12 protein-coding genes are annotated in these 12472 nt (G+C 45.6%); 6 read left to right on the top strand and 6 right to left on the bottom strand.

Annotated elements, in window-relative coordinates; genetic code table 11:
• Positions 1-6 precede the first annotated feature (6 nt).
• From NIT79A3_RS08215 to NIT79A3_RS08195, 4 genes are all read left to right on the top strand, one after another.
• Positions 7-873, top strand: a complete 867-nt coding sequence (locus NIT79A3_RS08215) for a YicC/YloC family endoribonuclease (RefSeq protein ID WP_013965748.1) — start codon at positions 7-9, stop codon at positions 871-873.
• 942 nt (positions 874-1815) lie between these two features.
• Positions 1816-2109 carry a type II toxin-antitoxin system RelE/ParE family toxin gene (locus NIT79A3_RS08205; protein WP_013965746.1) on the top strand — a complete coding sequence of 98 codons (294 nt, stop codon included), beginning with the start codon at positions 1816-1818 and terminating at the stop codon, positions 2107-2109.
• Positions 2110-2124: 15 nt separating this feature from the next.
• The gene (locus tag NIT79A3_RS08200) at positions 2125-2439 is read left to right on the top strand and encodes a HigA family addiction module antitoxin (RefSeq protein ID WP_013965745.1); all 315 of its coding nucleotides are present in this window, start codon (positions 2125-2127) and stop codon (positions 2437-2439) included.
• 224 nt (positions 2440-2663) lie between these two features.
• A complete protein-coding gene (locus NIT79A3_RS08195) occupies positions 2664-3548 on the top strand; it encodes an HDOD domain-containing protein (protein ID WP_013965744.1) in 885 nt (294 codons plus the stop codon).
• Positions 3549-3605: 57 nt separating this feature from the next.
• Here the strand turns inward: NIT79A3_RS08195 and ald are convergent, their stop codons facing one another.
• From ald to queD, 5 genes are read right to left on the bottom strand one after another with little or no spacing between them, the layout of a single operon-like run.
• On the bottom strand, positions 3606-4721 hold the full coding sequence (gene ald / locus NIT79A3_RS08190; RefSeq protein ID WP_013965743.1) for an alanine dehydrogenase: 1116 nt from the start codon (positions 4719-4721) through the stop codon (positions 3606-3608).
• A 21-nt stretch (positions 4722-4742) separates the two neighbouring features.
• The gene (locus NIT79A3_RS08185; RefSeq protein WP_013965742.1) at positions 4743-5483 is read right to left on the bottom strand and encodes an SDR family oxidoreductase; all 741 of its coding nucleotides are present in this window, start codon (positions 5481-5483) and stop codon (positions 4743-4745) included.
• A 34-nt stretch (positions 5484-5517) separates the two neighbouring features.
• Positions 5518-6174 carry an ankyrin repeat domain-containing protein gene (locus tag NIT79A3_RS08180; protein WP_013965741.1) on the bottom strand — a complete coding sequence of 219 codons (657 nt, stop codon included), beginning with the start codon at positions 6172-6174 and terminating at the stop codon, positions 5518-5520.
• Complete coding sequence (locus tag NIT79A3_RS08175; RefSeq protein ID WP_013965740.1) at positions 6155-6940, bottom strand: TatD family hydrolase; 786 nt, start codon at positions 6938-6940, stop codon at positions 6155-6157. Before NIT79A3_RS08175 ends, NIT79A3_RS08180 begins: the two co-directional genes overlap by 20 nt.
• Positions 6941-6962: 22 nt before the next feature.
• Positions 6963-7412 (bottom strand): 6-carboxytetrahydropterin synthase QueD, encoded by a 450-nt coding sequence (gene queD, locus NIT79A3_RS08170; protein WP_013965739.1) that lies wholly within the window; start codon positions 7410-7412, stop codon positions 6963-6965.
• 45 nt (positions 7413-7457) lie between these two features.
• Here queD and NIT79A3_RS08165 point away from each other — a divergent pair, with 45 nt between their 5' ends.
• Positions 7458-8318 carry a radical SAM protein gene (locus tag NIT79A3_RS08165; RefSeq protein WP_013965738.1) on the top strand — a complete coding sequence of 287 codons (861 nt, stop codon included), beginning with the start codon at positions 7458-7460 and terminating at the stop codon, positions 8316-8318.
• A gap of 367 nt (positions 8319-8685) precedes the next feature.
• Entirely contained in the window at positions 8686-10392 is a 1707-nt protein-coding gene (locus NIT79A3_RS08160) for an alginate export family protein (protein WP_013965737.1), read from the top strand.
• A gap of 195 nt (positions 10393-10587) precedes the next feature.
• Here NIT79A3_RS08160 and NIT79A3_RS08155 read toward each other — a convergent pair whose 3' ends face one another.
• The gene (locus NIT79A3_RS08155; RefSeq protein ID WP_013965736.1) at positions 10588-12117 is read right to left on the bottom strand and encodes an amidohydrolase family protein; all 1530 of its coding nucleotides are present in this window, start codon (positions 12115-12117) and stop codon (positions 10588-10590) included.
• Positions 12118-12472: the final 355 nt, after the last annotated feature.

Here is a 12472-nt window from a genome sequence, read left to right as displayed (position 1 = left end):
TCTATCATGATTTTCAGCATGACTGGCTACGCCATCGCAATCCAGGAAACTCCCCACGGATCTTTCACCCTGGAAATTCGTTCCGTCAATAACCGTTATCTGGATGTCCAGTTCCGTTTGCCGGATGATTTTCGCAAGCAAGAACCCGCGATGCGGGAACTGCTGGCCACTCAGCTCAGCCGCGGCAAAGTCGAATGCCGCCTGAATTTCTCCCCTTCCACGCAAGCTGAAAGTGATCAGCAATTGGATAACGCGTTATTAGAAAAGCTTCTGTTATTGCAACGTACGATCAAAACACACCACCCTGCCGCACCATCGCTCACCGTAGCGGAAATCCTGAAATGGCCAGGCATGCTGGGAAACGACCATTCCCCCATAGAGGAATCCGGTGAAATTGGCATAGCGCTATTGCAAACCGCGTTGGAAGATTTAAAAGCTGCCCGGATACGCGAAGGCGACAAACTTAAAGCTATTTTACTGGAACGCCTCAACCAGATCCGCCAGCTCCTGATCGCCGCATCCCCCCGCATTCCCACACTGATTGCCGCGTTTGAGGAAAAACTGCGCACCCGCTTGGAAGAAATTCTCGGCACTCAGGAGGATGAGCGTATCCATCAGGAAATCTCTCTGTTCGCCGGAAAGATTGATGTGGATGAAGAGCTGTCCCGCCTGCAAGCGCACCTGGATGAAGTGGAGCGTATTCTGAATAAAGGCGGCTCCGTTGGCAAGCGGCTGGATTTCATGATGCAGGAACTACACCGCGAAGCCAACACCATCGGCTCGAAATCGGTGGATCTGGAAATATCACGGATTTCGATGGAATTGAAGGTAATTATCGAGCAGATGCGCGAGCAAGTTCAGAATATTGAGTGATGAGGTTGAATCCGTATTATAAATAAATTAAGGGATACCATGGCAAATGTAACTATTAATGTAGAATATCGCATTATTTCAGAAGCCTAATACCAATTAGGGCTACGCTTACTATGAAGAGGAAAACTACTCCCTCAGCTTTCGACAGATTACGTCATCGTTTCCCTCCTATTCCTCTTTACCGGTCAGATCTAGAGGAAATCATCCGAATCGCGAACGTACGAGAACTTACTGTACGCTTATCGGACGACAAACACGAATTCGAAAGCATCGATGATCTCAAAGAGAACCAAGGAGACCGAATCAGGAAATTATCGATAATCATTAGCCCCGAGAACTCCTTTCTTTTATCAGTTGATGTAGAAATAAATGACGATGGTATTACGTTGATAACCTCAAGAGATGACAAGCTCCTTCCTATATGGCATGAAATAAAGGAAATCATCGAAAAACGACTTCCATGGTATGCACGCTTCATGCGACCTATAATATGGATTTATACTTCAGCGTTCGTCCTCTGGCTCACCCCAAAGCCAGAGCAATTGACAGAAGATCTTGAATGGTTAACTCGATTGGGGCATGCGGTAGGGACGCTTTCTTTTTTGCTAAGCATGATTTCTCTTATATACTTGCAGACTAGCAAGGGTATATATCTCCAGCGACAGCACGAGGTGAAAGGTATCTGGGATCGCTATGGAGAGAAAGTCATTCTATTAATCCTTGGCACAGTTCTAGGTGTCTTCGGAAAAGTAATTTCAGACAAACTGCTGGGTCAGTGATGTGCATCCAGTTCATTAATCCACTACACCTTCAAAAATAGCAGCGCAGACAACCCCCGTATGGCGCAATCCATATTCCCGTGTTCATTCTAACCAGGAAAGAATCCGATGTTCTGGTAAAGTTACTGCTTGAATAACATGCGTACCGTGCTATCATGCTAGCATGATAGTTTCCTTCAAAAATCAAGCAACCGAAGACATTTTTAACGGGAAAAACTCCAAGCTAGCCCGTAACTTACTCCCGCAATCTTTGTGGAAAGTGGCTTTCAGAAAGCTGGATCAACTGGATTCAGTTTTGTTTTTGGAGGAATTAAGGATACCACCCGGCAACTATCTCGAAAACCTGTCAGGTGACAGAAAAGGGGAATTCAGTATCCGTATCAACGATCAATATCGGGTTTGCTTTAAATGGAGTGATTCAGGCCCCCATGATGTTGAAATTATCGATTATCACTGATAGAGGTCTTGTACTATGCGCATCCCGACCGATAGAGAACCCACCCATCCCGGTGAAATGCTTCGTGCTGAATTCTTGGAACCAATGGGCATCAGCCAGCGAGAATTGGCAGAAGCTATCCATGTTCCGTATCAGCGTGTCAATGAGCTGGTCAATCAAAAACGGGGTGTCACGCCGAGCACGGCGTTAAGATTGGCGAAGTTTTTCAATATCTCCGCAGATTACTGGCTCAACCAGCAAGCCCGCTGGGATTTGTATTGGGCGCAACAATCCGAAAAGGACGATATTGATTCTATCTCAGACTTTAATCAAGTAAAGAAATTGGCTTAACAACACGCTCAAATACATTCACTGCGCCGGATGCAGTAAGCTTCGGCAACACCTTTGCGCATCCTACCGATTGATGCCAGTCTATCTACCGCACGCCTCACAGAGAATACAGAAATCTCCATTCTGTTTTGGAATCCTTACAAAAAGACCTTGATTGCTGGCTCTATTATTTCAATGACTAAAGAACGCAGCAAGGTAAAATTTTCTAATGGAAAAATCCTAGATTGGTTAAAGTAACGGGGGTGCTGATGGAAAAAAGAGTGTTATTGAGTGCGCTGGCTGATGAAGTCGAAAGGGGAAAGTTATTCTTCTCTACCTCAGCGACAGCTACTCTCCAAATCAAAAAAGTGCTTGAGGACCCGGATTGTGATCTCGATGCCGTGACTCGGCTAATCCAGGCAGATCCACTTTTATCGGTGAAGATTGTGGCGGTAGCCAATTCTGTCGTTTTTAATCGTTCCGGAAAGAAAATCACCAGCGTGAGTTCAGCGATTACCCTTTTAGGACTTCGTACCGTTCGAAATTTGGCTGTGGCCGTAATTACGCAACAACTTGTAGGAACGCAATCAAAAAGCGAATTGGTTGCCCAGTTATGGAAACATTCAGCCCATGTGGCAGCACTCGCCCAGATAATCGCTCGTAGAATTACCAATCAGGATCCTGATACTGCAATGTTTGCTGGAATTATTCATGAAATTAGCTGGTTCTACTTATTATCCCGTGAAAAAGCTTATCCCGGCTTGTTTGATGGAAACATCGCCAACTCATGGGTTAGCGATGACGATTTAGACGAGGAGGACGAGCTTGCGTGTGAAATGAAAATTAGCGCGGCCATACTTAGTGCGCTTTCAGTTCCGGAATCCGTGGCAAAGGCAATAGCTAATCTCTGGCAAGGTTCTTTAGCTTTTCCACCCGCCACGCTGGAAGATACCTTACTGCTTGCTGATCAATTGGCTGCGGCAAAATCACCTTTTGCTCCGGCTCAAATTCAAGCCGATGAGGATTTCTTTACAAAGATCGATCGCTTAGCCAATCAAGAAGCACTGAACGCCATCCTTGCAGAATCGCAAGAAGAAGTGAAATCGCTAACCGCTGCGTTGTGTGTTTAAGACTTGGAACTACGCAGAATATGCACACCATCAAACTATCGTTGATTCTTCAGGTACTTACGTTAATAGCTCCAGCGCAGGCATATACACCAAACCTAAATCACGCGCCACCGCTTCATGCGTCAACTGTCCGCGATAAACATTCAGCCCGTTGCGCAAGTGCGGGTCATCTGTCAGCGCTTTGCGATAGCCTTTATTGGCCAGTGCCAGAACAAATGGTAATGTCGCGTTATTCAATGCAAAAGTAGAAGTCCGCGCGACCGCGCCGGGCATGTTGGAAACACAATAATGCACTACGCCATCCAGAGTAAAAACAGGATCGGCGAGTGAAGTGGGTCTGGAAGTGGCAAAGCAACCGCCTTGGTCAATCGCAACATCGACCAGCACAGCGCCCCGATTCATGCGGCTGACCAGTTCACGGCTGACCAATTTCGGCGCTGCCCCGCCCGGAACCAGCACGGCACCGATGACCAGATCGGCAGCTGCCACATATTCTTCCACGGCATCCACCGTCGAGAAAACGGTGTTAATTCTTGAGCCGTACTGAAAATCCAGTTGCTGTAGCCGATGAATGGATTTATCCAGCACAGTCACATGCGCTTCCACGCCCATTGCGACGCGGGCAGCATTGGTGCCGACAACACCGCCGCCAATGACCACAACACGGGCGGCAGGCACACCGGATACACCGCCGAGCAACATACCGCGGCCGCCTTGATCCAATTCCAATGCATGTGCACCCGCCTGAATCGCCATGCGGCCGGCCACTTCACTCATCGGCGCGAGTAACGGCAAACCGCCGAAGCTATCGGTGACCGTTTCATAGGCTATGGCGATACACCCTGAATCGATTAAGCCTTTAGTTTGTGTAGGATCGGGTGCCAGATGCAGATAAGTGAATAATACCTGTCCTTCGCGCAATAGTGGAATCTCGGATGGCTGCGGTTCTTTAACTTTGACAATCAAGTCGGCTTTGGCGTATATCTCCTGTGGCGTCTCGACAATCTCTGCGCCTGCACCCAGATATTTGTCATCGCTTAAATCAATCTGGAACCCAGCGTTCTTCTGCACCATCACCTGGTGGCCATTCGCAACTAGCTCACGCACCGCCGTTGGCGTCAAACCCACACGGGATTCATGAATTTTAATTTCCTTAGGCACCCCGATACGCATTTGACCCTCCATTACAATTCATTAATTAATTCCGCCATTGACGCCAATATCCTGTCCAGTGATCCAGCGGGCCTCATCACTGACCAGAAACAACACAACCTGAGCAATATCATCCGGTTTGCCAAGCCTGTTCAATGCCGCCATCGCCGTCATGCGTTCAATTTCCGCTGCAGTTTTTCCTGCGCGGAATAGTTCCGTATCGACCGGACCCGGCGAAACGGTATTGGCCGTAATGCCTCTTTTTCCCATTTCACGGGCGAAAACCCGCGTCAATTGCTCGACGGCGGCTTTAGTTGCGGCATATGCGCCGTATTTCGGCAGCATCAGGCGCGTCACCGTACTCGAAATATTCACCACGCGCCCATGATCGGCGAGTTTTGTTGCCGCTTCGCGCAGCGTATAAAAAACGCTCTTGAAATTCACATCAACGATACGGTCGAACTCATCATCCCGGATTTCGGCTATTTCCTTAAACAGCAGTATTCCGGCGTTATTCACGAGGATATCGATTTGCTCAAAATGTTCGGAAGTCGCATCAAATAACCTACGCACCGCATTCGAATCACTCACATCGGTTTGCATTGCCATGCACTTGCCGCCAGCATCGAGAATTGCACGACATACTTTATCAGCAGCTGATTTATTCTCAACATAATTAATGACTACTTTTGCCCCGGCGTTGGCTAAAGTAAGCGCTATTTCCGCGCCGATTCCCCTCGATGAGCCAGTAACAATGGCGACTTTTCCATACAGTGATTTCATGAGCGGCGCCTAATAGCTTTATAGGATAAAAGATTTACTTTGATACCCCATGGCTTTTCAGTACTTTTGCGATATCTTGGTGGTCTCTTTTTTCTGCCCAACTTAAGGCATTGTCACCCTGCTCATTTTTGATACCGGGATCTGCGCCACTGTGAAGCAATAACGAAACCGCATCCAAATGATTCCCGCGAACCGCCATCATCAATGCAGTGGTCCCGTTATCTGAAGTTGCGTTGATATCGGCTTCCGCATTCAAAAGTAGCCGAATCGTATCCGCATGCCCGCCAGATGCGGCATAAAGTAAAGGATTCCATCCGCCATGATTAATCTCTGCCCCTTTGATATAGAACTGCTTCACCATTTCAGTTTGGCCTTGATAACTGGCCAGCATAATGGCTGTTTCACCCAGTCTGTTGCGGATATTGAGCTTCGCACCGGCATCAATTAGAAGCTGTGCCAATTTCAAATTGCCGGTCTTTGCAGCAACCATAAGTGACGTGTACCCTTCTGCGTTGAGAGCATCTGGGTTAGCGCCTTTTTTAATTAATTCGGATACTTGTGATAGATTATCTTTGTCGACAGCCCAGAAAAAATCATCTTGTACACCGGCAATAACTTTTGTAGATAGGAAAAAAATAATCGCTGCAAATAAAATTGATAAAAATCGCGAATTAATTGGTATGTGATCCATTTCTGTTCACTTTAAATAAATTAAAAAAATTATCAGTAGTTGCAACTGCAATTTCCTCCACTTTCGTGGACCGCAATTGTGCTATTTCTTCGGCCACATGACGCACATATGCGGGCTGGTTCAGCTTGCCACGAAAAGGGACCGGCGCAAGATAGGGTGAATCTGTCTCAATCAGCATTCTATCTAATTGAATATTCTTCGCGACTTCTTTTAATGCCAAGGCGTTTTTGAATGTCACGATGCCCGAGAATGAAATATAGAAATTCATTGCGATCGCTTGTTGTGCAACTTCCCAGCTTTCAGTAAAGCAATGCATCACCCCCCCCACTTCATCAGCTCCCTCTTCTTGCATAATCCGTAGCGTATCCGCAGCGGCTGAGCGCGTATGAATAATTAAGGGTTTATTCGCTTTTCGTGCTGCGCGAATGTGCTTGCGGAAGCGTTCTCGCTGCCATTCTAAATCTCCAGTCAAACGAAAGTAATCCAAACCGGTCTCACCAATGGCAATGACCTTGGGATGGTTGGCGAGATCCGCCAATTCGTTAGCTTCCGGCTCTATCTGATCTTCATAATCAGGATGCACGCCAACGGAGGCAAACAAGTTTTCATGTGCTTCGGCTAACGCCCGCACGCGAGGAAAATGCGGCAAATTAACACTCACGCACAGTGCGTGTGTTACTTGGTTCTCCTGCATTTTGCGCAACAATTCGTCGAGATTTGCTGCAAGATCAGGAAAATCGAGATGACAATGCGAATCGATGAACATATTTTAAAAGATCTTCAAAAAGTTAGTGTGCCCCACGCAGTGCATCAGCCCAGCAATTCGGTGTTTCAAACAATCGCACTTGCTCTAATCTGAGATGATTACCGTAGCTATCTTGGTAAGCTTCATCTAAAATATCAAAAGCTATGACAGCCAGATTCTCTGCTGTTGGTTGAACATCCAGCACGACCGTTTTATGACCTTCGAGTGATTGCAAAAATTGCAATACCACCGTATCACCCGAATAAACCAGAAACGCATGATCCCATTGATCAACCAGTACGGATTTGGCAATACGTTTCACTTCTGAAAAATCCATGACCATACCTTGCTCAGCTACGCCTTCGTCGGAGATAATGTTACCCGATAGCGTAATTTCGATCATATAGCGGTGGCCATGTAAATGACGGCACTGGCTGTTGTGTGTCGAAATGCGATGACCGGCATCGAATTCTAGCTTGCGTGTAATTAACATACGTACAATTTTAATAGCGCGAAATAAATATGTGGAATTGTAACATTGCAATCCGATTCTGAACGATTGAATACGACTGACCACAGTCGCGATAGCGCTGGACTCACTTATGTATATCCAGTGATATCAAGGCGTGCGGGCGGTGTTTCAATCGGTATAAACCTTAACCCGAATAATGCATGCAACTGGCGCTGTGTTTATTGTCAGGTGCCGGATCTTAAACGGGGTTCAGCACCAAGGATTGACTTAAATAAATTAGAAAGTGAATTACGGTCTTTTTTGCATGAATTAGTGGACGGCGATTTCATGCAAAAGCATGTGCCGCCGGAAGCCAGAAAAATTCACGATATCGCCTTGTCAGGCAATGGTGAACCCACTAGCGCGAAAGAATTTGAACAAGTCATCGAACTGATCGGCAGCATCCTGAAGGATTTTAATGCGCTCAAAGATATAAAGCTTGTATTGATCACCAATGGCAGCTTAATTAATCGACAGCCGGTACAAGCAGGATTGAAACGAATGGCTCAGCTCAATGGAGAGGTTTGGTTTAAGTTTGATCGCGCACTCGCTGAAGAAAGGCAGCGTATCAATAATACAAGTATCAGCTTAAAGAAAATTCACCATCACCTGCAAATTGTCACCTCGCTTTGTCCCACTTGGCTACAAACCTGCGTATTTCAAATCAATGGAAAACCGCCCAACGCTGATGAAATCGACGCTTATCTTAAATTCATTAAGAGTCTCAAAGATGAAGGGATGCCGCTTAACGGTATCTTATTGTACGGAATCGCGCGTCCATCATTACAACCTGAAGCACCACAACTGTCTCAAGTGACTGAATCATGGTTAATCGCATATGGTGAAAAAATTAAAGCGCTTGGCCTGACTGTCAGACTTAATCCATAAGCATTTCAGTCGAACTGTTGTTCACATTCGCCGCAATCAGTAATTAAAATTTTTCTGTCACTATTTTACAACACAATATATTTTCTTGATATTGATCAATACCCATCATTTATATAATTGATATTAATTATATTTGGGTATAACACATTAAGAAATTAGATTTTCCCCAGAGTAAATGCTGATAATGATATTAAATTTTAGCTTAAAGCTAAATTGTTATCGCTTATAATGCTGGCCTAGATTATTTAAGAAAACAATGTCCTACCTTAAGAAGTGTTTTGCTAAGAGAAAATAAGCTGAAAACCTTTTCTAATACAGCATAACTCTTAAATCTCAATGTTAACTTTCATACAACAGGAGTTCCGTAATGAATTCATCAAGCATTTTTCCTTTTTCAGCAAAGTTTTTCGCTGAATTAAAAGTGCATTGGGTAAAAAACTCGCAGCAATGGCTATTTAAAGTTGGCTTATGCTGCTTAGGATTGATGTGTCTGGCCTTTCAAGTGCAGGCGCAGACGCAAGCTCCGGCTCCGGCAAATACAAATCCGCCTGCAACAACCACTGCAGCGGCTGCAACTGGGGTCAGTGCACCCAGTGGTGCTGTTGACATGTCAAAAGTTCCGCCAGTTACCGCTCCATCGCGCCCTGGCTTATTTCTGTTGCCGCCAACCGGACCAGGTTATTTTTCACTGTGGGATTTGATCACCGGTAATAAGCGTGAAAAACCGCCGGTTGCCCCTTATGCACCATTTGCACTGCTGACTACTCCCGCATACGACATTGATTTCCGCTACCTGGATACCCCAGGGCATGAAAAAGATATTTTTGACCCCGTCAAAAGAATGCATCTCGGCAATGACTGGTTGCTTTCTTTTGGTGGTAATTTTTGGTACCGCTACACGCATGAAACGGATAGCCGTTTAAATGCAGCCGGTACTAATAATGACTTCCATATGTTGCGCACACGATTCCACGCGGACTTATGGTACAAAGACAAAGTACGTTTGTTTGCAGAAGGTATTGATGCGCGTGCATTCGGCTCCGAATTGCCTCCGCTCGTCACGGATAGAAATCATGCAGACATACTCAATCTGTTTACCGATATAAAAGTTGCCAGTGTTAATAATGGCCCAGTTTATGTGCGTGTCGGCCGTCAAGAATTAATGTACGGCTCACAAAGATTGATTTCTACGCTCGATTGGGTCAACACCCGCAGAACATTCCAAGGTGTCAAAGCTTTCTGGCGCACGCCGACATGGGACGTTGATGCATTCTGGATGCGCCCGATGATTATCGAAAAAGGTAATGTTGATAACTGGGATACGCAACAGAATTTTTATGGCCTGTGGGCTACCAACAAACCGAAACCCGGTCATTTAATTGATCTCTATTTCCTCAGCCTGGATAACAATAGAAATCTTAGTTCAGCCAATGTGTTAACAGGAAATATTCTGCAAGGAAACTCAAACCTTCATACTCTGGGTGGCCGGTTTGTTGGAAATTTTGACAATTTATTATACGAATTGGAAGGTATGTATCAGTTTGGTCAACGGTCCAATTTGGATGTTTCCGCCTTTGCAGTTGCGAGCGGCGTGGGTTATCGTTTACCCTTGCCGATGAATCCACAAGCCTGGATACGTTATGATTTCGCATCCGGCGATAGTAAATCCAATGATGGCAGAAGCAATACATTTAATCAGCTCTTCCCGTTCGGTCACTACTACATGGGTTTCCTGGATCGTGTAGGACGTCAAAATATACATGACATCAATGCACAATTCACCTTGCATCCAATGCCATGGTTTACGTTTATTTCCCAGTACCATAGATTCTATCTGGCGAATAACACCGATTATTTATATAACGCTTCTGGCTTAGCCACCATGAGAGACCCAACAGGCCAATCAGGCAGTCATGTCGGCGATGAGATCGATTTTCGTGCGAACTTCCATGTAAATCGCCATCAAGATGTACTGGTTGGTTATTCAAAACTGTTTAGCGGTAATTATCTAGAGAAACAACGGCCAGGAATCTCGGCTGATCTTTTCTATGTTCAGTACAATATACGTTTCTAAGCTTATGTAACTGAATTAAACAGCGGTATAAACGACAACGGCAGCCAAATTAGGCTGCCGTTGTCGTTTGAAACCCGCAGCAACTCAGGAATCTTGTGTAAATTTCTTTCCGTTTAACATTTCAACCAATGATATTTTGAACTCTGAATGCGCATAATCCAATTGAGAATAATTGTATCGCTCAATGCTGACACTTTACCGGCATCCCGACACTGGCAGCCAATTGGATAACGAGCCTTCGTCCTGTAATACGCCATCCGCTTTTTTCATGTAATACACATGATTATCCGTCGAAGATATGCCCAGATAAGCTTCAGTTTTAGCGTAATAACGATAGCTATAAAAGCTCGAAACCTCTGTAGCAGCACCTGATGGAGCAAACAGATCAGGATATTTCCCTTCTGCCCAAGTAAGGAAGCATTCGACATTTGCCGCTGATGACTGGTTGATAAATTTATTTACGATGGTACGGCCACCAGAAATAACCAGACTCGGATATTCCAATAATTTAAATTTCTCAAATGGATTACCTTGCACAGCAATAACATCGGCCGGTGCACCAGGTACCAGAGTGCCTAGCGGAGCGAAACCCAGATGTTCTCCGGCTTTTGAAGTTGCTGCCTTGAATACGTTCACAACGTCGGTAAAATCAATGGATGCGCCACTTGTTAAGTGCAGCATCATATGAAATTCTTCCCCATTAATCCCCCAGGGAACATTGTCGTGTCCAATTTCCGAGCCGTAGATAAATTTTGCGCCTTTGCTCGCCAAACTCATCGTGTTGGAATGAATACCCTTTTGCGTCGCGGTATCCACACAAGAAGCAAGCGTATCAATCGTGGTTACGAAAGTAATCCCTTGATCAACAGCGCGCTGTAACAAACTGTCATTGATTTCGGCGCATGGAATATGCGCAAATTCATCAATCCCTGCATCAAGCGCCCGTTCAAAACCAGTATTTTCACCGGCGTGCACAATGACCCGCTTACCCAGCGCATGGGCTTTCGCTACAATCGCGTTCGTAATATCCTGCGATAGCATAGGCCAAGGCGTAGGCGGTACAGGACCATCGTGCGGCTGCATCCACGGTGCGCCAGTTTCTCCGCCGGGTTCCAATGCAATCTTGATGGCTGTTGCTCCGCCTGCAACAAGATCAGTGACAACTTTCTCGGCCTCGGTTGTTGATGCAACGTGAACACCAATTTTGTCATAGCCGCCATCGCCGCCCCCAAATATATTAAGCGGATATCCGTCGACAGCCTGAATAATCGGTCCCGCACTCAGTAATCGAAGTGTACCCTGACCGCCTTCAGGTGCCATTAGTGGGCCGCCGGTATCCTGCACGGTGGTTATTCCATGCTCCAATACCGCATTCTTGTTTACGTTCTGGAATGTGATATGTGCGTGCGACTCGATAAACCCCGGTAAAATCGTTGCATCACCCAGGTTGATCTGATTGGCGCATAGTCCGCTTAACTCAGTCAAAGTGTCTACTTGCTTAATCTTGTCGCCCTCAATAAGTACCGCCATATTATCTAGCGGAAAATTAATGCCATCAAACAACCGGGCTGCTGCCAATATTTGGCAATCAGGCAGTCCTGGCGCCCCTGCTGTGCCGGTGTGATCTTCGCCTTCATGCGCGAAAACGCTGCAGCTGATGCCCTGCCATAGGATCAGTGAAATCACCAGATGCTTTTTGTTAAAGTTGCGGTTTCCGTTTCTCATTTTTTCAATTGATATCCTTTAGATTTAACTCTTTGGTTCTAGCTATTAATTCCATTTCTAATTTAGAAATCATAGCAATAACAAGTATTACCTATATAAGATCAGTATCTTATGCGCTTTATCTGCTCACATTCGAAGTGGCTTTGCATTATAGAGACGGGCAATCACTCTAAAAATTGCGACAAATTTTCACACCTTGGAAAAACCGGAAGGAAGGATAAAAATCATTACAATTGCAATCGTTTTTAATGTGGCGGATTGTGTGTTAAAGAAAGATCGACGATAAGTATTTGCTTAAGCGATAAGCATTGTGGGAAGGGGATCTTATATCAGGCATAGGAGATAAGTAGCGCAA

This window comes from Nitrosomonas sp. Is79A3, from assembly GCF_000219585.1.
In the GTDB taxonomy this organism is placed as follows: Bacteria; Pseudomonadota; Gammaproteobacteria; order Burkholderiales; family Nitrosomonadaceae; genus Nitrosomonas.
The sequence above is the reverse complement of the archived record's forward strand: the minus strand, read 5'-3'. Positions and strand labels throughout refer to the sequence as shown.